The organism is Curvibacter sp. CHRR-16, assembly GCF_018474005.1.
Taxonomy (GTDB): Bacteria; Pseudomonadota; Gammaproteobacteria; order Burkholderiales; family Burkholderiaceae_C; genus Allorhodoferax.
Window position 1 is genome coordinate 51,361 of sequence record NZ_JAHCSH010000007.1, and the last position, 25,141, is coordinate 76,501.

23 protein-coding genes are annotated in these 25,141 nt (G+C 56.9%); 10 read left to right on the plus strand and 13 right to left on the minus strand.

What is annotated here, in order from left to right; all coding sequences use genetic code 11:
• Positions 1 to 3: 3 nt before the first annotated feature.
• The gene (locus KIK84_RS15120) at positions 4 to 843 is read right to left on the minus strand and encodes a hypothetical protein (protein WP_214123945.1); all 840 of its coding nucleotides are present in this window, start codon (positions 841 to 843) and stop codon (positions 4 to 6) included.
• A 383-nt stretch (positions 844 to 1,226) separates the two neighbouring features.
• Between KIK84_RS15120 and KIK84_RS15125 the strand changes: the two genes are divergently transcribed.
• Both KIK84_RS15125 and KIK84_RS15130 read left to right on the plus strand, forming a co-directional pair.
• Positions 1,227 to 1,796, plus strand: a complete 570-nt coding sequence (locus tag KIK84_RS15125; RefSeq protein WP_214123946.1) for a hypothetical protein — start codon at positions 1,227 to 1,229, stop codon at positions 1,794 to 1,796.
• 30 nt (positions 1,797 to 1,826) lie between these two features.
• Positions 1,827 to 2,369: a GNAT family N-acetyltransferase gene (locus tag KIK84_RS15130; protein WP_214123948.1), complete on the plus strand. Its 543-nt coding sequence runs from the start codon at positions 1,827 to 1,829 to the stop codon at positions 2,367 to 2,369.
• On the opposite strand, the gene gshA is transcribed toward KIK84_RS15130, so the two are convergent.
• Together gshA and KIK84_RS15140 are read right to left on the minus strand one after the other, a co-directional pair.
• Positions 2,339 to 3,877, minus strand: coding sequence for a glutamate--cysteine ligase (gshA, locus tag KIK84_RS15135; protein WP_214123950.1), 1,539 nt, complete (start codon positions 3,875 to 3,877; stop codon positions 2,339 to 2,341). The two genes, KIK84_RS15130 and gshA, sit on opposite strands and share 31 nt — an antisense overlap.
• Before the next feature lie 61 nt (positions 3,878 to 3,938).
• Positions 3,939 to 4,895 (minus strand): SDR family NAD(P)-dependent oxidoreductase, encoded by a 957-nt coding sequence (locus tag KIK84_RS15140; protein WP_349815944.1) that lies wholly within the window; start codon positions 4,893 to 4,895, stop codon positions 3,939 to 3,941.
• 18 nt (positions 4,896 to 4,913) lie between these two features.
• On the opposite strand from KIK84_RS15140, the gene KIK84_RS15145 reads away from it, so the two are divergent.
• The 3 genes from KIK84_RS15145 (at position 4,914) to KIK84_RS16855 (ending at position 9,393) form a co-directional block, all read left to right on the plus strand.
• Positions 4,914 to 5,684 (plus strand): NUDIX hydrolase, encoded by a 771-nt coding sequence (locus KIK84_RS15145; RefSeq protein ID WP_214123951.1) that lies wholly within the window; start codon positions 4,914 to 4,916, stop codon positions 5,682 to 5,684.
• Positions 5,685 to 5,779: 95 nt separating this feature from the next.
• Positions 5,780 to 7,468 carry a methyl-accepting chemotaxis protein gene (locus KIK84_RS16850; protein ID WP_214123952.1) on the plus strand — a complete coding sequence of 563 codons (1,689 nt, stop codon included), beginning with the start codon at positions 5,780 to 5,782 and terminating at the stop codon, positions 7,466 to 7,468.
• 140 nt (positions 7,469 to 7,608) lie between these two features.
• Positions 7,609 to 9,393, plus strand: coding sequence for a methyl-accepting chemotaxis protein (locus KIK84_RS16855; RefSeq protein ID WP_284150500.1), 1,785 nt, complete (start codon positions 7,609 to 7,611; stop codon positions 9,391 to 9,393).
• On the opposite strand, the gene KIK84_RS15160 is transcribed toward KIK84_RS16855, so the two are convergent.
• Positions 9,390 to 10,415 carry a tRNA dihydrouridine synthase gene (locus KIK84_RS15160; protein ID WP_250208018.1) on the minus strand — a complete coding sequence of 342 codons (1,026 nt, stop codon included), beginning with the start codon at positions 10,413 to 10,415 and terminating at the stop codon, positions 9,390 to 9,392. The genes KIK84_RS16855 and KIK84_RS15160 overlap by 4 nt on opposite strands.
• Before the next feature lie 36 nt (positions 10,416 to 10,451).
• On the opposite strand from KIK84_RS15160, the gene KIK84_RS15165 reads away from it, so the two are divergent.
• On the plus strand, positions 10,452 to 11,498 hold the full coding sequence (locus KIK84_RS15165; RefSeq protein WP_250208019.1) for a collagen-binding domain-containing protein: 1,047 nt from the start codon (positions 10,452 to 10,454) through the stop codon (positions 11,496 to 11,498).
• 87 nt (positions 11,499 to 11,585) lie between these two features.
• On the opposite strand, the gene ahpF is transcribed toward KIK84_RS15165, so the two are convergent.
• The 6 genes from ahpF to KIK84_RS15195 form a co-directional block, all read right to left on the minus strand.
• A complete protein-coding gene (gene ahpF / locus KIK84_RS15170) occupies positions 11,586 to 13,142 on the minus strand; it encodes an alkyl hydroperoxide reductase subunit F (protein WP_214123953.1) in 1,557 nt (518 codons plus the stop codon).
• 185 nt (positions 13,143 to 13,327) lie between these two features.
• Positions 13,328 to 13,903, minus strand: a complete 576-nt coding sequence (ahpC, locus tag KIK84_RS15175) for an alkyl hydroperoxide reductase subunit C (RefSeq protein WP_214123954.1) — start codon at positions 13,901 to 13,903, stop codon at positions 13,328 to 13,330.
• 176 nt (positions 13,904 to 14,079) lie between these two features.
• Complete coding sequence (locus KIK84_RS15180; protein ID WP_349815946.1) at positions 14,080 to 15,381, minus strand: DUF3422 family protein; 1,302 nt, start codon at positions 15,379 to 15,381, stop codon at positions 14,080 to 14,082.
• A gap of 20 nt (positions 15,382 to 15,401) precedes the next feature.
• On the minus strand, positions 15,402 to 17,168 hold the full coding sequence (gene tfpB, locus KIK84_RS15185; protein WP_214123957.1) for a type IV pilus assembly ATPase TfpB: 1,767 nt from the start codon (positions 17,166 to 17,168) through the stop codon (positions 15,402 to 15,404).
• Positions 17,165 to 17,953 (minus strand): class I SAM-dependent methyltransferase, encoded by a 789-nt coding sequence (locus KIK84_RS15190; RefSeq protein ID WP_214123959.1) that lies wholly within the window; start codon positions 17,951 to 17,953, stop codon positions 17,165 to 17,167. Before KIK84_RS15190 ends, tfpB begins: the two co-directional genes overlap by 4 nt.
• 7 nt (positions 17,954 to 17,960) lie before the next feature.
• Positions 17,961 to 18,884 (minus strand): TatD family hydrolase, encoded by a 924-nt coding sequence (locus tag KIK84_RS15195; RefSeq protein WP_214123960.1) that lies wholly within the window; start codon positions 18,882 to 18,884, stop codon positions 17,961 to 17,963.
• Between KIK84_RS15195 and KIK84_RS15200 the strand changes: the two genes are divergently transcribed.
• Positions 18,883 to 20,619 carry a Na/Pi cotransporter family protein gene (locus KIK84_RS15200; RefSeq protein WP_250208020.1) on the plus strand — a complete coding sequence of 579 codons (1,737 nt, stop codon included), beginning with the start codon at positions 18,883 to 18,885 and terminating at the stop codon, positions 20,617 to 20,619. The two genes, KIK84_RS15195 and KIK84_RS15200, sit on opposite strands and share 2 nt — an antisense overlap.
• On the opposite strand, the gene lolD is transcribed toward KIK84_RS15200, so the two are convergent.
• Genes lolD through KIK84_RS15215 form a run of 3 tightly spaced genes read right to left on the minus strand, consistent with a single transcriptional unit; the run spans position 20,549 to position 22,692 of the window.
• Positions 20,549 to 21,241 carry a lipoprotein-releasing ABC transporter ATP-binding protein LolD gene (gene lolD / locus KIK84_RS15205; protein ID WP_214123961.1) on the minus strand — a complete coding sequence of 231 codons (693 nt, stop codon included), beginning with the start codon at positions 21,239 to 21,241 and terminating at the stop codon, positions 20,549 to 20,551. The two genes, KIK84_RS15200 and lolD, sit on opposite strands and share 71 nt — an antisense overlap.
• 7 nt (positions 21,242 to 21,248) lie before the next feature.
• Positions 21,249 to 22,505, minus strand: coding sequence for a lipoprotein-releasing ABC transporter permease subunit (locus KIK84_RS15210; RefSeq protein WP_214123962.1), 1,257 nt, complete (start codon positions 22,503 to 22,505; stop codon positions 21,249 to 21,251).
• A 7-nt stretch (positions 22,506 to 22,512) separates the two neighbouring features.
• Positions 22,513 to 22,692, minus strand: coding sequence for a hypothetical protein (locus KIK84_RS15215; protein ID WP_214123963.1), 180 nt, complete (start codon positions 22,690 to 22,692; stop codon positions 22,513 to 22,515).
• Positions 22,693 to 22,902: 210 nt separating this feature from the next.
• On the opposite strand from KIK84_RS15215, the gene KIK84_RS16695 reads away from it, so the two are divergent.
• From KIK84_RS16695 to KIK84_RS15225, 3 genes are all read left to right on the plus strand, one after another.
• Positions 22,903 to 23,754, plus strand: coding sequence for a cobalamin-dependent protein (locus tag KIK84_RS16695; protein WP_250208021.1), 852 nt, complete (start codon positions 22,903 to 22,905; stop codon positions 23,752 to 23,754).
• 142 nt (positions 23,755 to 23,896) lie between these two features.
• On the plus strand, positions 23,897 to 24,502 hold the full coding sequence (locus KIK84_RS16700) for a radical SAM protein (protein ID WP_250208022.1): 606 nt from the start codon (positions 23,897 to 23,899) through the stop codon (positions 24,500 to 24,502).
• A complete protein-coding gene (locus tag KIK84_RS15225) occupies positions 24,502 to 25,113 on the plus strand; it encodes a LysE family translocator (RefSeq protein ID WP_214123964.1) in 612 nt (203 codons plus the stop codon). The genes KIK84_RS16700 and KIK84_RS15225 overlap by 1 nt, the downstream gene beginning before the upstream one ends.
• Positions 25,114 to 25,141: the final 28 nt, after the last annotated feature.

Below are 25,141 nucleotides of genomic sequence, written 5' to 3' on the forward strand. Positions count from 1 at the left end.
GGCTTAGCTGCTAGTGCGGCTGCAACTCCAGGAGCCCGAATATGTGGTCGAGGAGATTGTGTTAGTCCACGTTCCAGAAGCACTGCCCACTTGGGTAAAGCTGCCAGAGAAAGTGGCCCCGGATGACGCAGCGCCAGACCCCGTAATCGAGGCAGTCCCTGTAGAACTGAGAGTGCCACTCACGGTAAAGGTGAAGTTAGAAAATTTGCTGCTGCTACCACTGCCCGAAACACTGCCATTGCTCACGGTCATGCTCACGGTGCCATTGTCCGTACCACTGTAGGTGCAGCTGTAGGTGCCATTCATCAAGGCTTTCAAGCTGCTTTGCAAATGGCTTGCAGCATCAGTGGCCGTAACCAAGGTAGAAGACGAATTCACTTTGCTGACCAAGGTTTGTGCATCTGTATCAAACGAGGCACTGCTGAAGTCCAAGGTATCGCTGCTCAAGGTGGTGCCCGAGGTGCCCAAGCCAATGCCATTGCTTGCATCACCGTCGGTGTCCAATGTCATCAAGAAACGAACAATGTTTTGAACGGTTGAGTTCGTCTCGTCTGATGCGCCAGACACCAAGCTAACTGGGGTCACCACCGCTTTGGCTGTGCTGCTACCCAAGGTGACACCGCCGACTTTGAACGTACAAGTACTGCCTGCAACGTAAGAAAAATTGCCGCTGGCATTGGTTTGACCACTTTGCGTCCCACAGGTGTAGCTCAGGCCTTGAACTTTGGCATCCACAAAAGTGCCCGTGAGGACATTGCTGGAACTGCTGCTATCGCCACCGCCACCGCAAGCAGTCAGTACAGCAGCCACAACTCCCAAAAGCGTAAAACGACTCCAATTCATCATTTCCCCCTAGCAAAAACCCTTATTCTATTTTAAATGTATCAAATTGGAATGTTTTGATACAAATGAAATCACAGTTAACGTCCGCCTCCAAGCCCTGTAGCGAACTGGTCGGGCTGCAGGCGGTTATCTAGGGCACGAGCCCCCTCGGACAAAGCGGTAAACGAAAATCTGTAGGCATTGGGATGCATCTGTGCAGTTCCAACTCCGGCATTTTTAGTGCCTTGGGTATGCCCAATGCATATCAACATAAATTGGGTTAGCACTTTTTATTAACAGTGATACACACTGGAACAGCTACAGGACTCACACGGCGCGAGTTGGCCGGCGCTGCAGCCGAGGTAAATGCTCGGCTACAGTGCGATAAATCCCATAGAGCCCTTATGCACATCAGTCACATCAGCCGCATGCGCCACTTAGCATTGGCCGGTATTTTGTTCTGCTTCGCCTCAGTAACTACCGCAGAGCCAGAGGGTGGCGCCAGCCTTCTTAAACGCGACCAGTCAGTCATCAATGCATTCCAAGTCATGTGCACGCTAGAGCTGCCCAAGTTTGAGACGATTGCAACTAAGGCTGAGGCCATGCAGATGCGACCTGTAACTGAGAACAAACTCCCCGCACCGGGGGGAGTCATCGCACGGCTCAAGGTATGGAGCAATGGCCTGACAACTGGAGCAGTTGTACTCACACTCGAGGAAGTAACCGGCCCCAAAGGAACCGTGACAAGCTGCGCCGTAGTAGCAGATATTCAAGACACAGAAGCTCTGCGAAATGAAGCGATCAACACCCTGAAACTAACCGCCATAAAGTCACCGGAATCAGATCGCGATGGCAGGCGTTCATTTATCTGGGAAGGTGCGTATGGATCAGAAACTACGGTGGTTATTCAAGACTTCAAGCCATCTGGAAAGCCGGGCATCATGCTCAAACTTGAATCAAGGCAAAAGCCATAACCCCCTCGAATCCAGACTGACTCACGCACGATGCACGTTGTCACCCTCTCCGCCCAAGATGCCCCGCGCTACAGAGCGCTGATGCTGCACGCTTACGAAGCGGCTGCCGATGCCTTCACATCCACAGCTGAAGAGAGAGCTACTGAGCCTGAATCGTGGTGGATCATGCGCCTTGCTGACCCCAAGGCCATGAGCGTTGCCTTTGGCGCTATAGACAATGGGAAATTAGTCGGCACCGTTACGATTGAATTTTCAAGCAAGCCCAAGACTAGGCACAAGGCGCACCTCATCGGCATGTTTGTCATGGAGTACGCCAGAGGCACTGGCGCAGGCAAGGCACTGCTTGCAGCCGCACTCGAAGCGGCCAAGGTCAGACCTGAGGTACAAGTCATCACCCTGACCGTTACTGAGGGCAACTTACCTGCAACGCGTCTGTACGAATCCGCAGGGTTCAAGGTGTTTGGTGTGGAACCCATGGCGGTTGCCACGCCGGGCGGATTCAAGTCAAAGGTGCATATGTGGCTTGAGCTGCCGCACTCCCCTCACGCCACCAAACTCTCCGGTGCCAGATAGTGCTGCAAATACTCGTCAAACGGCAGCGTGTCGGCGGCCTCTATGGCGCGCTGTTTCTCCAATGACTGCTCTGCGCTGGCTTGCCAGTGCGCCAGTTCGTCGGGGGCGAGTGCTGGCTCGGTCATGGCCGCATGCGTGCGGGCAGACTGGGCTTGCACCCACTCTGTGTGCGATGCGCCCTGCTGCTGCATGCCGGCTAGAACTTGGGCCGATGGCAGTTGCTCGGGCGTGTCCATCAGGCGGCTGGCGGCTTGCCATGCTGGCACGTAGCCCGCGTCCACACCCTCCATAGCCTGGGCCAGTGGCTGCAAGGCTTGCAGCACGCTGTGCGCCCAGTCGCGCAGCAGCACGCTCTGGCCGTTGCGCTGCAGGGTGAGCTGCGGGTCGCGCCCGCGCTCGGCCACGGCTTGCTGGTTGGCCAGCAGGTCGGCTATCTCTTGCGGACTGTCGGGTGCACTGGGCGTGGTGGCGCAGTGCAGCAAGAACAGGTCGATGAGGCGCAGCGCTTGCGCGTCTATGCCCAGTGGCAGCAGCGGGTTGAGGTCGAGCAGGCGCACCTCCACGTACTCCACCCCGCTTTGGCGCAGGGCGTGCAGCGGGCGCTGGCCCGGACGGGTGACGCGCTTGGGGCGGATGGTGCTGTAAAACTCGTTTTCTATTTGCAGCAGGCTGGTGGCCAGTTGCTGGTATTGGCCGTTGGCGTCTTGCACACCGTGTGCGGCGTAGGCCGCGTAAGGCCGGGTCAGCGCTTGCTCCAGGCTGTGGGCATAGCCTTCCAGACTGTTGTAGCTGACGCGCAGGCTGGCTTGTGCATCGCTCTGGTAGCCCAAGCGGCCCATGCGCAGCGACGTGGCGTGCGGCAGGTACAGGGTGGTGTCGGGCGCAGCCGGAAAAGGCTGCAGCACGTGCTGGCGTCCGGCCACAAAACTGCTGCACACAGCAGGCGATGCGCCCAGCAAATACAGCAGCACAAAGGCATGGCGGCGGAAATTGCGGATGAGGGCGAAATAGTCCGCACTGCTCAGGCCGGGCAAGGACCAGTTGTAGTGAATGCCCGATATGGTTTGCATGCGCCGCCCGTAGCGCAGACCCAAACCATGGCGGTACACGGTTTTGGAGCGGCCACTATTGGACGTGCCGTAGTAGCCCAGTGGTATTTGGTCGTCTGTTGGCAGGCAACAGGGCATGCTGGAGACCCATATCTGCTCGCCCTGAGGCAACTGCTGGCACACAAAGCGCTGCACGCGCTCCAGCTCGGCCAAGCACGACTCCACCGTGGGGTGCACACCGGTGATGAGTTCGAGCTGGGATTCGCTGAAGTCGGTGGTGATGTGCGGGTGCGTGAGGGCCGAACCCAGCGCCACGGGGTGGGGTGTTTGGGCCAAGGCAGGCAGCGGGCCGCGCGCGTCCACGCGCAGGCTTTCCTTCTCCAGCCCTCGGCGCATGCCGCGCAGGCGCTCGGTGGACAGCAGGCTTACATCGGGGGTGAATTCGGTAGGGGTCAGCATAGGGGGGCGAACGGTAACACCATGGGCACAACCTTGCCAGAGCAAGGTTTCGCGAAAGGCTTTAGCCAGCAGTTTGCCGTTTACGGGCTGTGGTAGCGGCGGCGGCCACACGCATGGCGGCTTGCAGTTCGTGCTGACCTTGCTCCATGCCTTGGCTGGGCACCATGTCTTGGGTCCGCTCCAGCACGTGGCTGAGCTGCTGTTGCAAGCGCTCGGGCGCGGCACCATCCATGCCTATCCATTGCCCTTGCGTGAGGGTGATATGCGCCGCCTCCACATGGCCAGCCCCGGCGCACAAGATGGTGCGCGTGGGCGCAGACGGTGCCAGCAGGGTGAGCACGGCGGGCACCACGGCTTCGGGCTGCAGGTGGGCCAGCATGGCCTCGGGCAGCAAGCCTTGGGTCATACCAGTAGCGGCAGTGGGGGCAATGCTGTTCACATGAATGTGGTGTTTGTGCCCCTCCAGTGCCAAGGTTTGCATGAGGCCGACCAGTGCCATCTTGGCGGCGCTGTAGTTGCTTTGGCCAAAGTTGCCATACAAACCGCTGGATGAGGTCGTCATGACGATGCGGCCGTAGTTTTGCGCCTGCATGATGGGCCACACGGCTTTGCAGCAGTGCACGCTGCCCATGAGGTGCACGTCGAGCACGAGGCGAAAGTCCTCCAACTCCATCTTGGCAAAGCTTTTGTCGCGCAATATGCCCGCGTTATTGACCAACATGTCCACCCTGCCCCAACGCTGCACCACTTGCTCCACCATGGCTTGCACGGCGGCGAAATCGGTCACCGACGCAATTGGGGCCATGGCCTGACCGCCTGCGGCTTCTATGTCAGCCACCACAGCATGGGCGGCATCGCCCACGTCGTTGACCACCACTTTGGCCCCTCGGGATGCTAGCGCCAGCGCATAAGCACGCCCTAGGCCTGCACCCGCGCCAGTCACAATGGCCACTTGCCCGGCAAAGTCGATACGATCACTGCGGTGTTCGCTTTGGGTATCGGTTATCACGCTTGTCACACAGATCTCCTTGTATTTATGCCTGCACACTGTAACCCCGACCACCACGGCAGCACCGCCACGGCCCCCATAGTTCCCCGGCTTGCCGCTAGCGTTGTGCTGCTGCGTGACAGCCCAGAGGGTTTGCAGGTGCTCATGCAACGCCGCCCCAACGATGCAGCTGTACTGGGTGGTATTTGGGTGTTTCCGGGTGGTAAGGTGGATGCGACAGACTGTGTAGGCGACAGCACCGCCAACGGCCTTGCCACTTTGGCCTGCGCAGCAGTGCGCGAACTGCAAGAAGAAGCCGGCGTTTTTTTGCCCGATACCAGCCCGCACAGTCTGCGCCCTTGGGCCCGTTGGGTCACACCTGAGCGGCCCACCATGGGATCCTATCGCTACGACACGCAGTTTTTTGTAGCACCTATGCCCACTGGGCAAGAAGCTGGTTGCGCCAACCATGAAAGCGAAGAAACGCGCTGGATCAGCCCACGCCAAGCACTGCAAAGCCATGACTCGGGCGACTTTGCACTGATGCCACCACAATATGTAATGCTGCTAGAGCTAGCAGCGCACCCCGACACCGCCAGCGCTTGGGCCCATGCCCTTATGCGGACTAGCTGGGCAAGTCAAGCCATCTTGCCAACCGCTGGCACCACTACCTGTGCAGTGGTGGTGCAAATGCCTGCTTGGCTGACTGCAATGCCAAGCATACCGACGGCACTGAGACTGCAACGCCAGGCTGATTATTGGCATATCACTGCATGCTTTGAAACAGAACTTTACGAAAATAGCATTAACGTTTTTTAACGTAATAAAGGATAAATTTAGCAATCACCGCACAAAACTCGCGAATCTTTGGCAGATACTGGCTAGAGTAAAAACAGAACAGTTGGAGATTGCATATGCTGCGCAACGCACGAATTGGCACCAAGTTGGGCTTAACCATGGGAGTGGTGATTGTGCTGGGATGGCTTAGCACAGCATTCAGCCTCTACCAACTGGTACAGATCAGTGATAACGCCCACACTATCTTGCAAGACCCTCTGAAGGTGGAGCGCTTGATCAGTGACTGGTATCGCAACACTTATGCAGGGGTCAAACGCACAGCGGCGATTGTCAAATCCAGCGACGACAGCCTGATGCAATACTTCGCGCAAGAGCAAGCAGAGTCCAGCAAGACCATTGATGAAATCCAAAAGGCCGTACAAGGCTTTATCAACACCCCAGCTGAAACAAAGCTCTACGAAGAGATTGCGGACAAACGCAAAGCTTATCTAGCAGCGCGCAACAGCATCTTGGCGCTCAAAAAAGAAGGCAAATTCGACGAGGCCAACCAAGTGTTCAACAGCCAGTTTGAGCCGTATTCCAAGGAATACATTGCCAAGGTGCAAGACTTGACCGAAATGCAACGGCAAACGGTCAACGACTTGGAGAAGGAACTGCAGCAGCAACGCAGTTTGGCAATCAGCGTCGCCCTTGCATGCCTGCTGCTCAGTTCAGTACTGAGCCTAGTATTCGCTTGGCTATTTGCCAAAGGCTTACTGCGCCCGCTGTATGCATCACAAGCCTTTGTGGAAAAAATTGAGCAAGGCGACCTGACCGCCTCCATCCATATCCAATCGGGTGATGAAATTGGCAAATTAACCCAATCCATGCAGCGCATGCAAAAGGCGCTGATTGGTCTGATCAGCACTGTACGCACAGGCTCAGAAAACGTGGCGGGCGCGAGTGCCGAAATCGCACAAGGCAATCAAGACTTGAGCATCCGTACTGAAAAGCAAGCCACATCGCTGCAAAGCACCGCCAGTGCTATGGAGCAACTGTCCTCTACCGTGCAATTGAACGCCGACAATGCCCAGCAAGCCAACCAACTGGCAGTGAGTGCGTCCAACATCGCAACCGAGGGGGGTGATGTGGTGCATGAAGTGGTGCAAACCATGCGCGGCATCCACGAAGCCAGTCAAAAGATAGCGGACATCATTGGTGTTATCGATGGCATTGCGTTCCAAACCAATATCCTGGCCCTCAATGCAGCAGTAGAAGCCGCCCGCGCTGGCGAACAAGGCCGTGGCTTTGCGGTGGTTGCCAGTGAGGTTCGCAGCTTGGCGCAACGCAGTGCCGATGCGGCCAAAGAAATCAAACAACTCATCCAAACCAGCGTAGACCGCGTTGAGCAAGGCACCGCACTGGTCGACAAAGCGGGGCAAACCATGGATGAGGTGGTCAGCAGTATCCGCCGCGTAACCGATATCGTGGGAGAAATCAGTGCTGCCAGCAAAGAGCAAAGCACTGGGGTCAACATGGTGGGCGATGCGGTGGTGCAAATGGATCAAACCACCCAACAAAATGCCGCTTTGGTGGAGGAAATGGCTGCGGCTGCTTCCAGCCTGAAAAACCAAGCCTTGGAGTTGGTGCAAGCTGCGGGTAGCTTCAAATTGCCCAACCAATTGGCCCACAGCACAACCCAAACCCAATGGGATAAACCGAAAATCATTCCATCGGCTCAAACTAGCAAGCGATCTGCAATCACCCCATCTGCCCGACCAGTTGCCATGCAACACGCAACAGAAGGCTCATGGGAAACTTTCTAAGCCCCTCTATTAACCGGAAGTTACTGATCTTTATCGCTAAAGGAATTGAATTTGCCTCACAATAGTTTCCGCATATAGGTTGTCGTTTGGATTCAAGGATTCCTTGGACAAGCCGATAGATTCCAAGAAGGAGACTAGAGATGGGTAACTTGAAAATCAAGACGCGCCTTTTTGGCGGTTTTATTTTTGTGTTGTTGTTGGGCCTAATTCTCAGCACTTACAGCGTTGTACAAATGAAAGGTCTCTCCAAAGACCTCAACGCGCTGGCCAGTGATGGAATGATCAAAAACAAGCAGTTCAACGAGATCAAAAACCACATGCAAGATGTGGCGCGGTGGTCGCGTGAGTACATGATGTACGAAGAGCCCGCCGTGATTGAGGCGTTGAAAAAGCAAATTGCCACAGCGCGGGCTGAAAACAGCAAACTCATCAAAGAGTTGGAAAGTAGCGTCACCAATCCAGAGATTCAGGCACTGCTAGAAAAAATCAAAGACAGCAGTAAAAAGTACGACGATGGCTTGGATTCATTGCTTTTGGCTGCTGACAACTCCTTCCGAGCAGGTGCCATTGCCATCATGGCTACCACGCAAAAGCAGATGCAAGATGCGATGTTCAAAGCCATCGATGAAGCCATCTCGCTGCAAAACAACATTGCCAACGACTTGGCTACTGGCGGTGAAAACACGGCCAACATTTCCACAGGCATCATTGGTGTGGGCGTTGCTGTGATGCTGATTGCAGGCCTTTTGATGGCCTACACCACCACACAAGCCATCGTATCCGCCCTCAAACAAGCGGCAGAAGCAGCCAGCCACATTGCCAAAGGCGACTTGAGCCACCAAATTGTGAACAACCGCCGCGATGAACTGGGTGAATTGTTAGATGCCATGGCGGCTATGCAAGCGTCCTTGACGAGCTTGGTCACCGCTGTGCGTACTGGCGCGGACTCGGTAGCCACTGCCAGTAGTGAAATTGCCCAAGGCAACCACGATTTGTCTGCCCGCACCGAACAACAGGCCAGCGCATTGGAGAAAACTTCCTCCAACATGCAAAACCTCAACTCCACTGTGCAGCAAAACGCCGACAACGCACGCCAAGCTAACCAGTTGGCACAAAACGCCAGCTCTGTTGCGGTAAACGGTGGCGATGTGGTGTCCCAAGTAATTGAGACCATGAAGGGCATCAACGAGGCCAGCCGCAAGATTGCTGACATCATCAGTGTGATTGATGGCATTGCGTTCCAAACCAACATCTTGGCTCTGAACGCCGCGGTAGAGGCCGCCCGTGCTGGCGAACAAGGCCGCGGCTTTGCGGTCGTAGCCAGTGAAGTGCGCAGTTTGGCAGGGCGATCGGCCGAGGCAGCCAAAGAAATCAAAACACTGATTGGCAACAGCGTTGAGCGGGTAGAAAAAGGCTCGACCCAAGTCGATCAGGCGGGACAGATCATGCAAGATGTGGTTGCCAGCATCCGCCGCGTCACCGATATCATGGGCGAAATCAGTGCTGCCAGTATTGAACAAAGCACTGGCGTATCGCAAATTGGGCAAACCATCAGCAGCATGGATTTGACCACCCAACAAAATGCCGCCTTGGTGGAAGAAATGGCTGCGGCAGCATCCAGCCTCAAAAGCCAATCGGGTGAGTTGGTCAATGCGGTGAGTGTCTTCAAAATCAGTGGTCACCACACGCCCGTCCAGATCAGTAGCCCCAGCAAGCCAGCAACCAGCGCTGCTGGCCCCAGCAGTGCAGCCAAAGCCCCCCCAGCAGTGGCAAGCAAAACCAGCTCAAGTTCTATTAGCAGCAAGCTGCCTATTCGACCTGTGACAACCAGCCGCATTAGCAAGCCAGCTCCTGCTCCTGCCCCTGCGAGCTTGCCCAAACCATTGGCTACCACTGCCTCCGAAGATGACTGGGAAACGTTTTAAGGTTTGATATGGGTTTGCAGCCACGCGTCCATGTCACTGGGACGCGTGAGTGTGCGAACCGCATCAAAAGCCGTTTGGGCTTCGGGGTAGTGGCGGCGCAAATACAACAGCCATTGCTTCACACGCCCCGCTTGTTGACGCTGCTCCAATCGCGTCGTGGCCACTGTCCAAAAAGCATGCATCAATGGTGCCAAATCCTGCCACGACCAATCAGGCCCAGGCTGCCCCAAGTTGCCGCTAGCACTGCCTAGCTCGGCCAATATATTGCGCGCCAGTGCAGGTCTGGCCACCATGCCACGCCCCAACATCAAGGTATAGCAACCACTTTCTTGCACTGCTTGGCAGGCGTCATGGGGTGTCCACATCTCCCCATTGACCACAACAGGTATGCGTACCGCTTGACGCACATCTGCCACCCTATGCCAGTAAGCCGGCGGTTTGTACCCTTGGGCTTTGGTACGGGCATGCACCACCAATTCAGCAGCGCCTCCCGCTTCCAGAGCCTGTGCACAATCCAACGCCAACGCATCATCCATGTAACCCAAACGCATCTTGGCCGTTACAGGAATGCTCCTAGGCACCGCCTGCCGCACGGCATCTACGATGCGCTGCAACTGGTCTGGAAACTGCAGCAACATGGCCCCACCACCGTGGCGATTGACCACTTTGGCGGGGCAACCGAAATTCAAATCGATGCCCGGTGCCCCCATCTGGGCCAAGCGCGCCGCATTGTCGGCCATGCAAATGGGGTCAGAACCCAATAATTGGGGCCACACAGGAACCCCAGCGGGCGTGCACGCACCAAACTCCAGTTCAGGCACGGTACGCAGCAAGGATTTTTCAGGTTGCAGGCAATTGGTGATGCGAATGAATTCCGATACACACTTTTCCACCCCACCGACGCGGGTCAAGATGTCGCGCAACACAAAGTCCAGCAAACCCTCCATTGGGGCCAGATAAATGCGAACCGGTAACCCTAGTCCGATTGGACTATTGGGTTTGCTTTCGGATACAGCTACCATGGAGTCCATTCATAAAATTTCTGTAAGGGAAACGGCATGCGCCACAACATTTTGCGCACTATGACAGTGGCTGCTATGGCAGCGATTGTTCCATGGGGAGTCCATGCCGCTGGATTGTCCTTCAGCGAAGGGTTGAGCCAATTCAACGTGATTGTCCTCGGCGATGCACAGGTCAACTCCCACGTGGATGGTCGTACTTATGTAGGAGGTAACCTGACGGGTACCGGTGACTTTGTACAACACCCCAACGGCTTGGCATCCTCCAGCTACTCTGGCCTGACGGTCATGGGCAATGCCAAGTTCAACAGCGTCAATGGTTTGGGAACCTATGTTGGTGGTAATTTAACGGGTGGAAACGTCAACAGTGGTGCTGCTCGCATTAAAGGCAATGTGAGCAACTCCAACATCAATGGCAGCAGCAAAGCGGCTATTGGTGGAACCATCAAATCCAGCAACATCAACGCAGGCCAACTCTCCGGCAGCAACAAGACCTCTGCGCTCAATAGCGCTGCTGCCGTCGCCAGTTCAACCGACTTCAGCACAGTGTTCAATCAAGGTTCCAGCTTCTTGAGTGGACTCAAAGACACGGGTGGCAGCGTTGTGTTTAGCAACAACAACTCCAAAGTCACCTTCAACGCCAAAGCGGGGGCTGATGGCTTGGCAGTTTTCAACTTGAGCAGCATTGATGACAAAGTTTTCGCAGCTGGCGAGTTTTCCTTCAATCTGAATGGTGCTAAGGGCATCATCTTCAACAGCGACAACGCGAAAATCACCATTTCTGCGAACTTTTTGAATGGCTCGGCTAGTTTGGGCAACCAAATGCTGTGGAATTTCTACAAAGCCACTGATGTGACGCTGAACAACCAATTTGGTGGCAGCATCGTGGCTACCAATGCCAAGTTGACCAACAACAACAACATCGAAGGTACCGTGGTCGTCAAAACCTTGTACCAGAATGGAGAGATCCACTCCGATCCTTTCTGCGAACCCATTCCCTCGATTCCAGAACCTTCCACTTACGCCCTCATGGCTTTGGGCGTAGCGATGGTTTCTTTGGTCGCAGCCAAGCGCCGTTCTGCATAAAAACATCGTCAGCGCTACAAAAAAAAGCCACCGCAAGGTGGCTTTTTTACTGGAACAAGCGAATGCCCTAGCGCCATCGCGTCGCCATCAGTGGCGAATCAGGTGATCAAAGGCAGACAGCGCAGCCTTGGCTCCATCACCTGCAGCGATGATGATTTGCTTGTAAGGCACAGTGGTGCAGTCACCCGCCGCAAACACGCCTGGCAGATTGGTCTGGCCCTTGGCATCGACCACGATTTCGCCAAACTTGCTCAACTCCACCGTGCCTTTGAGGAACTCGGTGTTGGGCACCAAACCAATTTGCACAAACACGCCCGCCAGTGGCACGGTGTGCTCGGTGCCATCGGCACGGCTCTTGTACTTCAGACCATTGACCTTGCCATCGGCACCCGTGATTTCGGTCGTCTGCGCATTGGTATGGATGGTCACATTGGGCAAACTCTGGAGCTTGTTGACCAACACGGCATCGGCCTTGAGCTGGTCATTGAACTCGATCAATGTCACGTGCTTGACCACACCTGCCAAGTCAATAGCCGCTTCCACCCCCGAGTTACCGCCACCAATCACCGCCGTGTCCTTGCCCTTGAAGAGCGGGCCATCACAGTGCGGGCAATAGGCTACACCCTTGGTTTTGTACTCGGCTTCGCCGGGCACGTTCACATTGCGCCAGCGGGCACCGGTGGACAAAATGACGGTCTTGCTCTTGAGCACACCACCGCCAGTGAGCTGCACCTCGATCAAACCACCGGGCTGGTTGGCTGGAATCAGCTTGGCCACGGTTTGCAGCGTCATCACATCCACGCCATATTGACGGGTATGGGCTTCCAACGCGGTGGACAGTTTGGGGCCATCAGTCTCCAAGATGGAGATGTAATTCTCAATCGACAGGGTGTCGTTCACCTGTCCGCCAAAGCGCTCGGCCACCACGCCAACGCGGATGCCTTTGCGCGCTGCATACACCGCAGCGGCTGCCCCAGCAGGGCCACCACCGACCACCAGCACGTCATACGGTGCTTTGGCGCTGAGCTTTTCGGCTTCGCGTTGGGCGGCACCGGTGTCGAGCTTGGCGACGATTTCTTCCACGCTCATGCGGCCAGAGCCAAACACTTGGCCGTTGAGGTAGACCATGGGCACCGCCATGACTTCACGCTCGGTCACTTCCTGCTGGAAGGTGCCGCCTTCGATCACCGTGGTTTTGATCGCGGGGTTCAAAATCGCCATGAGAGAGAGCGCTTGCACCACGTCGGGGCAGTTGTGGCAGGTCAGGCTCATGTACATCTCAAAGTGGAAGTCCCCCTGCAGCGCCTTGATCTGCTCGATCGTCTCGGCTTCCACCTTGGGTGGGTGGCCGCCCGTCCACAGCAAGGCCAACACCAGCGAGGTGAACTCGTGACCCAAAGGCAAGCCAGCGAAACGCAGGCTGCTACTCGATCCAATGCGCTGCAGCGAGAACGAGGGCTTACGGGCGTCCATGCCATCGGTGCGCAAGGTGATCTTGTCGGCACGCAGGCTGGCAATGGTTTGTAAGAGAGACAGGGTGTCGCGGCTGGCCTCGCTATCGTCCAAAGACGCCACCAGCTCGAACGGTTGGGTGACACGTTCCAGGTAGGCAGCTAACTGGTCTTTGAGGGCTTGATCGAGCATGGCAGATATCCTTTCAACGGGCACTAATTACTATCATTTTTATAGCGCTTTAAGCTTATTAGACGGGCGCTACAGGTCAATTTGGGCACAAAAAAGCCGGACGGCAAAACGCAAGGCGTTTTGACGCTGTCCGGCTGGTGGATGCCCTCGTGAGGGCACCTTGGTAGCCGTGTTACAGGCGTGGTTTAGATCTTGCCGACCAGATCCAAAGAAGGAGTCAAAGTCTTGGCGCCTTCTTTCCACTTGGCGGGGCACACTTGGCCGGGATTGGCGGCGGTGAACTGAGCAGCCTTGAGCTTGCGCAGGGTTTCGGACACGTCACGGGCGATTTCATTGCTGTGGATTTCAGCGGTCTTGATCACGCCTTCGGGGTTGATGATGAAGGTACCGCGCAGTGCCAAGCCTTCTTCAGGGATGTGCACACCAAACGCGTTGGTCAGTTGGTGGGTTGGGTCACCAACCAGTGGGAACTGGGCCTTGCCCACAGCGGCAGACGTTTCGTGCCACACCTTGTGGGAGAAGTGGGTGTCGGTAGTCACGATGTAGACCTCGGCACCGGCCTTTTGGAATTCAGCGTAGTTGTCAGCAGCGTCTTCGATTTCTGTGGGGCAGTTGAAAGTGAACGCTGCAGGCATGAAGATCAGCACAGACCACTTGCCTTTGAGGGATTCATCGCTCACGGTGATGAAGTCGGCTTTGCCATTGCGGCTCAGGAACGCTTGGGTTTTGAACGGTTGAACTTGTGTGTTGATCAAAGACATGGGGTTTTCCTCTTCTCTGTTGGGTTAGACGAAGTTCGTTTTGCGAACAAGACGAAGTTTAAAACAGCTATCGATTTTTAGCAGTTGATTAACCTGATCAATCGGATTGGTAAAAACTATGGCCTCGCACAGGAGGCCATAGCCGAGACCTATCAGACGGGATGGCAGGGCTGGTGTCAGAGCGCTTTGCCCTCGAACAGCTTGTGGTGCAAGCGGCGCAGTGACCACCACACCCCCCCCACCACCACCGGAATAGCCAGCGCAGCGGTGCCCTCGGCACTCCACGGCCAACCCAGGTAGTGCGCCCCCTTGGCCAGGTAACTCACCAGCCCCACGATGTAGTAGCTAATGGCCGCCACCGACAGCCCCTCCACCGTGCTTTGCAGACGCAACTGCAGGTCGCCACGCTTGTCCATGGCGGCCAGCAGTTGCTGGCTGCTTTGCTGCTGCTCAATCTCCACCCGCGTGCGCAACAAATTGCTCATGCGCGAAATGCGGCCCGATAACGCCTCCTGTCGGCGTGCCGTGGATTCGCAGGTTTTGCGCGCTGGCGTCAGGCGGCGTTGCATGAACTCGGCAATGGTTTGCACGCCACCCAAGCGGGTTTCGGCAATGTCGTGAATGCGGCTATCGACCAGCTCGAAATACGCCGCACTGGCCGAAAAGCGCGAGTAGGTAGCCGCATGCTGGCTCTCCACCTGCCCGGCCAAACGGGTCAGCTTGTCCAGCAATTCGGGCTCACTCTGGCGGGTGGCATCGCGAATGGAACCCGCCAACTCAGCCAGCTCGCGCTCGGCACTGGCCAGCACACCGCCTGCCGCACGCGCCGCAGGCAGCCCCAAGAGCGCCGCCATGCGGTAGGTTTCAATCTCCAGCAAACGCTGCACCAAACGGCCCAAGCGGCGCGATGCCGCCGCCTCGGCCAACACCACCATGCGCGAGAAACCATCGGCATGCACCGCAAAGTCGGTATAGACCTGCGCGAAACCGTTGTCCACCTGCGAAGCCACTAGGCTGTCTTCGTGCAGCATGCTCTTGAGCAAATGACCCTGCTCAAAGGCCTGCTGCGTCAGCGTCCACACATGCATGGCGCACAAGCACGTCCCAGGCAATGCGGCCAGCCACTCCTGTGGCACGCGGTCGGTGGCCGCTTCGGGGCTACGCCCATCCAACTCAGGATGGCTGGGCGCGGCCATGAAGGTCCAGCTCACAAATTCGCTGTGCAATTCCCAGCGCAAGCGGTAGCGCCCCAAATCAAGCCGCAGGTGGATGCTGGACGCATCGGGTGCGCTCTGGTGGTGGTCGTGCGCCAAACGCGCCAAGTGCGCCCGACTGGCTTCGCGCTGACTGGCATCGCACACCATGACGATGTGCGAGATCAGCTGCGGCACCTCCATCATTTCGGGCGGACGGGCGTGCACCTCGTTGTGCAGCGCCATGCGCTCAGCATGCTGGGGAATCAGGGGGCTCTCTTTCACAGTACTCACCATCACAACTCCTAGACCTGCAACGGTGGCGTGGCGCTAAGCACCTCGTCCAACACCGTCAGGCCCTCTGCCACACGCAAGGCCCCTGCCAGCCGCAGCGGGCGCATACCATCGCTGATGCCTTGGCGACGCAGGTTGTCTATGCTCGGTTCGGCGTTGACCTTGAGCTTGAAATCCTCGGTCACTGTCAACAACTCGTACAAGCCCATGCGGCCCATAAAGCCCGTCATGCGGCAATCCACGCAACCCACCGCCTTGTAGGGGCGGTAGTTGCCATTCAAATTCCACGGCTTGATGACAGCGGACAAATCTTCCAGCCTCGCCTCGCCGTCCACCTGCTTGCAACTGGGGCACAGCGTGCGCACCAAGCGCTGGGCCAGCACACCCAGCAGTGTGGCGTTGATGAGGTAGGACGGAATCCCCAATTCCATGAGCCGCGTGATGGCGCTGGGCGCATCGTTGGTGTGCAAGGTCGAGAACACCAAGTGGCCCGTCAGTGCCGCTTGAACCGCCATTTCGGCCGTTTCCAAGTCGCGGATTTCCCCCACCATGATGATGTCCGGGTCTTGCCGCATGAGCGAGCGCAAGCCCTGCGCAAAGCCAAAATCCAACTGCGGCTGCACCTGGGTTTGGTTGAAACTGGGCTCAATCATCTCGATCGGGTCTTCCACCGTGCTCACGTTCACCTCTTCGGTGGCCACGCGCTTGAGGGTGGAATACAGCGTGGTTGTCTTGCCCGAACCGGTAGGGCCGGTGACCAAAATAATGCCGTGCGGGCGGGTTACCAGTTGCTCCCAGCGCGTCGCATCGTGTGGGGTAAAACCCAACTCGTCCAACCCTTTAACGGCGTTGTCGGGGTCAAAAATCCGCATCACCATCTTCTCGCCAAAGGCTGTGGGCAAGGTGGAGATACGCATTTCCACCTCATCGCCACGCGGGTTGCGGGTTTTGATACGACCATCTTGTGGGCGGCGTTTTTCGATCACATCCATGCGGCCCAAAAGCTTGATACGCGCCGTCATGGCGTTCATCACGCCCAGCGGCAATTGGTACACAGGATGCAGCACGCCATCGATGCGAAAGCGGATCACGCCCTGCTCGCGCCGCGGCTCCAAGTGGATGTCACTGGCGCGCTGGTCAAAAGCGTACTGCCACAGCCAGTCCACCACCTGCACCACGCCTTGGTCGTTGGCGTCTAGCTGCTTGTTGCTCTTGCCCAGTTCCACCAGCTGTTCAAAGCTGGCATTGCTGCTGGTATTGCCTGTGCGGTTGGCAGCGCGCACCGATTTGGCCAGCGCATAAAACTCCGCCGTGTAGCGCACGATCTCCTGCGGGTTGGACACCACACAGCGCACGCTGCGGCGCGTTTGTCGCTCCACCTCGGCCATCCAGTCGGTGATGAAAGGCTCGCCCGTGGCCACCACAATCTCGCTGGGGGTCACGCTCACAGGCAATATGCGGTGGCGCTCGGCATAGGCTGCACTCATGGCATCGGCCACCTTGCCCACATCCACCCGCAGCGGGTCTATGCGCAGATAGTCCAGCTTGGCACGCACAGCCAGCCATTGGGTGAGCAACTCCACATCCAGTGCTTTGCCGTCACTGGCGCGGCGCATGGCCACGCTGGCCAAGCGCACCAGCGGGTGCTGGGCGCTCTCGGCCACCGAGCAACGGGTGATGGTGCGTTGCGCCTCATCGCTGCTGATAACCTTGTCTTGCTCCAACCAATTGACCAGCAAACGCCAGTTCAAAGGGCCGTTGTAATAGGTAGTGCTCATGGCTGTACAGGCTTGAAGCCGCGAACCCACTTCACGGCGGGCAAACCCCAGCGTGCGGTGATGGTTTCGGCGCGTTGCATCAAAAGTTGGCGTTTCGGACGACTGGGGGTGCGCTGCGCTAGCACCACGGTATTGCCTTCGCGCGTGGCTTTGAAAGCCCACACCGCATCGGCACCGAAAGCACTGGCTATGTGCTCCACACTGCGATCGAAGCTGGAGCTGCGGCCAAACAAATTGACCGTCATGCAGCCCTCATCGGTCAGCATAGCGCGGCAATCGGTATAAAAATCGGAGCTATCAAGAACAGGCGCTGCCGCCTCTTGGTCATACAGATCCACATGCAGTGCATCGACCACGCCGTGCCAGTGTGGCTGGCGAATTTCCTCTGCAGCATCGGCTATCAGCACCTGCATGCGGGTGTTGTTGGCAGGCAACTGGAACCACCCACGGCAGGCATGCAACACCCTTGGGTTGAGCTCAATGGCCGTGGTCTGTCGCATGTGCAGCACCTTGCTGCAGTGTTTGGTGAGCGATGCCGCTCCCAGCCCCAGTTGCACTGCTTGGCGCTGGGCCACGGTGTCGGGCTCCACGAACAACAACCACGACTGCATGCGTTGCACGTATTCGTGCACCAGCCGGTAAGGCTCGTCTTGGTCCATAGAGCCTTGGATCCAGATGCTCTCTAGGTGCAGGTGGCGGATATTGCCTTCGTCGGAAAAAAAGACTTCCGGCAAATCAGCAGTCGAGGTGATTTGGGGGGAACTTGTGCGGGGGGAACGTGCCATGCGCGGTTTATAGCAGGGCGCGCAAGCGCGGCAGGGCCTCAAGTGCGTTCTGTGTCGTGGCATGCGCCAGTTCGTCTAGCGGCATGTTGCGCAACTGCGCCAGTACCTGCGCAATGCGCGGCAACTCGGCGGGTTCATTGCGCCCCTGTGCTTGGCCCGCAGCACGTTGCTCGGCCGTGGCATACAGCCAGTGCGGCGGAATATCGGGCGCATCGGTCTCCAGCACCAAAGCGTCGAGCGGCAGATCAGTGGCCAAGCGGCGCAAATTGAGCGCCCGCTCGTAGGTGAGCGCGCCCCCAAAGCCGAGCTTGAAACCCAGCTCAACAAACGCCTGCGCCTGCTGCACGCTGCCACTGAAAGCATGGGCAATACCGCGCCAACGGCGGGCTGTGCCAGCGGTGTTGAGCGATGGTTTTCCCATGCGCGCTACCGCCCGCAGGTGCTTGAGCACCGCATCGACCGAGCGGCGGCTGTGCACGATGACGGGCAGTCCCCGCTGCCATGCCAGCTCCAACTGGGCCCGGTACAACTGCTCTTGGCAGTCGCGCCACGGGCTTTGCTGCAGCAGGGGTTCAAAGTAATCCAACCCAATTTCACCCACCGCCACCAAGCGGGCATCGGCAGCGTGCGCATCAAGCAGCGCTGCCATCTGCTGCACTACGGCAGGCATGCCCTGCTCAGGTGTGGTCGTGTCACCCAGTGCTTGCAAGGCCTGTGGCACAAACAAGGGGTGCAACCCCAGGGCATAGGCGTGGTCACCCGTATGGGCCAGATGCAGCACGGCGTTGGTGTGCTCGGCCAACACAGCAGGTATCACGCACAGCCGCACCCCCGCATCGCGCGCACGCTGCTGCACGGCTTGCACATCGGACGCGAACTCTGGAGCATCCAAATGGACGTGGGTGTCTATCCAAGGGCTGGTGGAACTCATGGGAAACGCTTATACGCTACTGGCACTGCACTTGCTTAAATGGGGCATGAAAGTTTTGTTAGACCTGTTTGGGGGTGTGGCCCTGCTGCTGTGGGGCTTGCACATGGTTCACAGCGGCATCGTGCGGGCCTTTGGCGCCAGCATACGGTCATGGATGGGGCGGCTGCTCAAAACCCGCTTACACGCCTTTGGAGCGGGCTTGGGTGTCACGGCTTTGCTGCAAAGCAGCACCGCTACCGCCCTCATGCTCAGCAGTTTTGCTGCCAGTGGTTTGGTGGCGCTCATGCCTGCACTGGGCGTCATGCTCGGGGCCAACGTAGGCACGGCGCTGATTGTGCAAGCGCTGTCGTTTGACGCCTCTGCTATCTCTCCTTTGCTGCTGCTGATCGGCGTCATGGCCTTCAAGCGCAGCCAAAGCAGCACCGGCAAAGATTTGGGCCGCGTCGCCATTGGGTTGGGGCTCATGCTGCTGTCCTTGCACATTCTGCTAGACAGCCTCGAACCAGCCGAGCATGCCCCCGTGGTGCGTGAATTGTTCGCCGCCATCACTGGCGATACGCTGCTCACCGTATTGATAGGCGCAGTGCTGGCATGGGCCGCACACTCCAGTGTGGCAACAATTTTGCTCATCATGTCCTTCAGTTATTCCCATTTTGTCACCCCACACGCCGCATTGGCACTGGTGCTGGGCGCCAACGTGGGCAGCGCTATCACCCCCTTCATGGAGAGTTTGAGCAGCAGCAACCCCGCACACCGCCGACTGCCCATGGGCAACCTCATCAACCGCGTGCTGGGCTGCCTGCTGTTCATGCCCCTGCTGGGTTTACTGCTCAAGCTGCTAGATCGGCTCGAATACAACCCGGTGCGCTTGGTGGTGGATTTTCACACCCTGTTCAATGTAGTCATGGCATTGGTGTTTTTGCCCGTACTGCCTGCTTTTGCCCGCTTGCTAGAGCGTTGGCTGCCCGATGAGCAAGCGCAAACCGACCCGGCACAGCCGCTGTATTTGGACACGGGAGTGACCTCCAACCCGGCGGTAGCACTGGCATGCGCCTCGCGTGAGACGCTGCACATGGGCGACATCGTGCACGGCATGCTGCAGCAGTCGATGAAAGCCATGATGGAAAACGACCGCAAACTGGTCATCGAAGTGTGCCAGCGTGACAACGTGGTGGACAGCCTGCACGAAGCCATCAAGCTCTATGTGGTCAAGGTGACCCAAGACAGCCTGGACGAAGCCGACAGCCGCCGGGCCATGGAAATTTTGAGTCTGGCTATCAACTTGGAGCACATTGGCGACATCATCGACAAGAGCCTGATGGAGTTGGCCACCAAAAAGATCAAGCGCCAACTGGACTTTTCCGACGAAGGTGCTGCCGAGTTGGAGGCCTTCCACAACATCATCCAAGACAACCTCAAGCTGGCGCTCAACGTGTTTTTGACGGGCGACGTGAAGTCCGCGCACCACCTGCTGGCTGAGAAAAAACGCGTGCGCCATCTCGAAATGGTGGCTGCCGAGAACCACCTCATGCGCTTGCGCCAAGGGCGGGTTGTCAGTATCGAGAGCAGCTCGCTGCACTTGGACATCCTGCGCGACCTCAAGCGCATCCACTCCCACATCTGCGCCACCGCCTACCCGGCGCTGGAAGCGGCAGGCCAGTTGCCTAAACCAACTGACCGTTTTGTAGCTGCAGCTGGCGCTGACAGCGCTGGGCCAAACTCTGGTCGTGCGTAACCAGCACAAAGGCTGTGCCTTGCTGGGCAGCCAAGTCCAGCATGAGGGCAAAAATACCGTCGGCCGTGCTGCGATCCAAATTGCCCGTGGGTTCATCGGCCAGCACACAGGCCGGCTGGGTGACCAAGGCCCGCGCTATGGCCACGCGCTGACGCTCGCCGCCCGATAGCTCCGCTGGGCGGTGCAACGCACGCTTGCCCAAGCCCACCTTTGCTAGCATTTTTGTAGCACGATCAGCAGCATCTGCCGGCTCTACACGCCGAATAAGCCATGGCATGGCCACATTTTCCAGCGCCGTGAACTCGGGCAACAAGTGGTGAAACTGGTACACAAAGCCCAGGTTCTGGTTGCGCCAGTCGCCCAGTGCTTTGGCATTGAGGGCCGACAAATCCTGCCCGCGCCACAGCACACGACCCGTGCTGGGCGCATCCAAGCCCCCCAGCACGTGCAAGAGCGTACTCTTGCCCGAACCCGATGCACCCACAATGGCCAGCGTCTGCCCCGCCTGCACCTGCAAGTCCACCCCCTGCAACACTTGCACATCCAGTGCGCCTTGGGTAAAGCGCTTGCCAACACCTTGGGCTTGCAGCAATGGGGTCTCGGGTGGTGTGGAATCTCTCATGGGGGTATTACTCATAGCGCAAAGCCTCTGCAGGGTGCACGCGGCTGGCGCGCCAACTGGGATACAACGTGGCCGCAAAGGCCAGCACGATGGAAATGACCGTGATGGGCACGATGTCGCCCGCCTGCGGTTCGCTGGGCATTTGGCTGATCAGGTAAATGTCTTTGGGTAAAAAGCTGGTGTGTAAAGCGTGCTCAATGGCAGGCACGATGACGTCGATGTTGAATGCAACCAACAGGCCAAAACCCAAGCCCAGCAGCGTGCCAATGACGCCCACCAGCGAGCCTTGCACCACAAAAATGGCCATGATGCTGCGCGGGCTGGCGCCCAGTGTGCGCAGAATGGCGATGTCCGAGCGCTTGTCGGTCACGGTCATCACCAAGGTGCTCACCAAATTGAACGCTGCCACCGCCACGATGAGGGTGAGGATGATGAACATCATGCGTTTTTCCACCTGCACAGCGGCAAACCAGGTGCGGTTCTGGCGCGTCCAGTCACGCAGGTACAGGTCACCGCTGAGCATGCGGCTGAGTTCCTGCGTCACGCGCGGGGCATCTTGCAAGTCGGTCAGCTTCAGGCGCACGCCAGTGGGGCCTTCCAGCTGAAAAATGCGTGCCGCATCTTGCCAGTGCAACAACACCAGCGCCGAGTCGTATTCGTAGTGGCCCGATTCAAAAGTACCCAGCACCTCCATTTGCTTGAGGCGCGGCACCACGCCCGCTGGCGTTACTTGCCCGCTGGGAGCAATAAGGGTTACCTTGTCGCCCTCGCGCACACCCAGTGCACGTGCCAGCTCCAGCCCCAGCACCACGCCAAAGCGGCCCGGCTGCAAGCGCTGCAGCACGGTTGCTTGCTCGCCCGTAGCCACATCGGACACTTGGCCTTCTTGGGCAGGGTCTATGCCGCGCACCATGGCACCTTTCATGTCCTCACCACGGGCCAACAGGGCTTGGGCGGCCACAAAAGGCGCAGCGCCCACCACCTCGGGGTGCTTGCGCACTTCTTGCAGCGTCAAGGCCACATCGGGTAAAGCTTGTCCGTTGGGGGCAAACACCTCGATGTGCGAGACCACGCTGAGCATGCGGTCGCGCACTTCTTTTTGGAAGCCATTCATCACGCTGAGCACGATGATGAGCGCTGCCACCCCCAAGCAAATTCCCAGCATGGACACACCGGAAATAAAGGAAATAAAGCCATTGCGCCGCGTAGCGCGGCCTGCGCGGGTGTATCGCCACCCGATCTGCCATTCGTAAGGGAGTTGCATGGGGCGATTATGCTTTTTGCAGTTTCATGTTGATGCGGATGAACGCTCCGCTTTTGTCTTTGATGGTCAAAAACTCTTTGAACGCCGAGGCTTGCACCGACGTTGGTGAGCGCACAAAGGCGTTGTCCTGCACCACGTTGTCACCCTGAAGCAGTGACCAAGGAGATAGGTCAGGTTTTTCGACCAAACCAAAAGCAGTCTATTCGACCACAACAGGCATCTATAGCAGGAGAGGTTCAAAATACTCAAAAAACGTTATGTATACCAAAAAAATAAAGTAATACGAAAACGGAATTAAAGTTTTTGCTACATTTGGCAACAAGGGACTTCAACGGGAGGAACGTTGTACCGCAACCGTTGCAGCTAGGTAAGACTCAAACACTGAAAGGGCCGCATCATGAAAGAACCGAGAACCATTGTTTTTTTCATCAACCCACCCAACAGCAACGATCTGGATACCGATGCTGTACTAAAGTCTAACGACATTGTCGTATCTAAGGGAGTTCAACATACTGACTGGGCCAATTTCCCCCATCTAGGCATCCTGTCCCTAGCCTCTTATATTGATGCATCGCCGGGCTTCGAAGGTCATTACATTGACGGTGTGATTCACCCGCTCGACAACATCATCGCAGTCATTCGCAAAAGGACAAGCAGCACACTAGCCGTCTGCCTCAGCGCGATTACGGCCAATTACGAAGCGGCGATTCAGATCGCGCGTGCAGTCAGAAACCTAGATCCAGAGATCGCGATTATTTTCGGTAACGACCATTTCACGGCATTAAGCCGAGAGATACTCACCCGTCACCGCGACCTGATCGATTGTGGATTCGTCGGCAACGAAGTGTATGCCGGCCTATTTGATTACCTAAAAGATCGGCAACAATCGCAAGATAACGGCATCTACCCCAGTTCAGTTCGATTCGAATCTGAAAGAATAGTCGCTGATCCTACGCTTCAAGAAGCCGTGAACCGCATTATCGACTACAACTTAATTGATAGGACTTTGCCGCATACTGCCGTCTACACGGAGAATTTCACACGACGCTTGGGTAAAAGAATCCAAAGCCTGACAGGGAGACGGGTACGCAAAGGTGTTCCCATCGAAATCGGGCGGGGCTGCATCAAATTCAGTGGCGACGATGCCTGTTCATTCTGCTCAATCCAGTACGGAAGCATGTGGAAAAATGAACTGCCCGCGAATCATGCATGGGCGGCAATCCACAAAGCATGTGGTTGCCGGATATGATTATTTATATGTCACAGCAGACGAGTTGCCACTCACGTTTGCACGGTTGATGCTTGACATGGCGATGTCTCCACCAGCCTGGTGGTGTTCATTGTCGTCGGATGAGCGTCCAGTGTTAGTCGGCTACGCGCGAGCAGATGGCATGGAGAAAGAGCAAGTGCTGAAAGCAATGCAGGAGATCGGCTTTCGCATTCTGTTCGTTGGTGTCGACGCGGGTGCTTCACGCTCTCTGCAGGCACTTAACAAACCGTTACGAAACAAGGACCCTGTGGCTGCTGCACAGCGGATGGTCGACGCCAATCTACGAGCGCTACACAATGCGCGTGCGCATGGCGTGGCGATTAAAGCGGGATTCGTACTGGGGCATTTGGGAATGAACAAGGCATTGCTGGATGAGAATATTGAAACATATATCGATTTTCTGAAGGCTGGACGGGATGTGATCATCAGTGCGGACATCGAATTATTGTCACCAGAGCCGGGTTCAAAGGATTTTCGCTATCTGACTAATCCAGATGAGGCCGAGACAAGGGCAGCTCAATTAGGGCTTGCGATAGGAAGCCGCGCTTTGCGACAAAATGTAGCTGAACGTTACCGGAATATTGATATCTTTGATCGAGAGACTGCCATCGACGATTATGTCAGTGTGTTAATGCCCGAACTATCTAAGGAGCAGCTCGCAATTGCACGCGACCAAGTGCGCAGTGAATGTAACCGACTCGGCATAGTGATCGGAGACGATCTCTGATGCCACTCGAACAAGCCTTGTTTTTTACTTTGACCTGCATAGGCTTCGGTTTCATTCCGGGGCCCGCACTGCTACAAACCGTGTCGCTAACACTTCAACACGGGCGACGGGCCGGATTCCTTTCCGCACTTGGTATCCACATTGGAGCCTTTTTCCAGATCTGCATCATGGCACTCGGTGCGGTTACTGTACTAAAGACATCTCCGATGTTGTATCAAGTGCTCAAGGCAGTTGGTGGTGTTTATCTGATCTGGCTTGGTATCCAGCGCATGTGCACTCCCAGCGAACATGACAAGGCGATCAACATGCCACAGAACGTCGTATCGTCAAGCGCATTCATCGAAGCATCGAACCCTAAATCGGCGCTGTTCTATTTTTCGTTCCTACTGCAATTCACCGCGCCAAGTACGTCGCTTGAACTCGGCTGGCAACTATTTTTGCTCGGTTCTTGCGCAAACCTTTTGTTTTCAGTCGCTGACGTGTGCTGTATTTTGCTCGCCCATCCATTGCATTCCCGCGTCACTTCTGGCAGCAGGACTCTGCGCATCTGTCAGTTATTCGCCGGAATGCTGTTTATAGTGCTTGGGGCGATTGCGATAGTTGGTGATTAGCACGGGTGTATCGCCACCCGATCTGCCA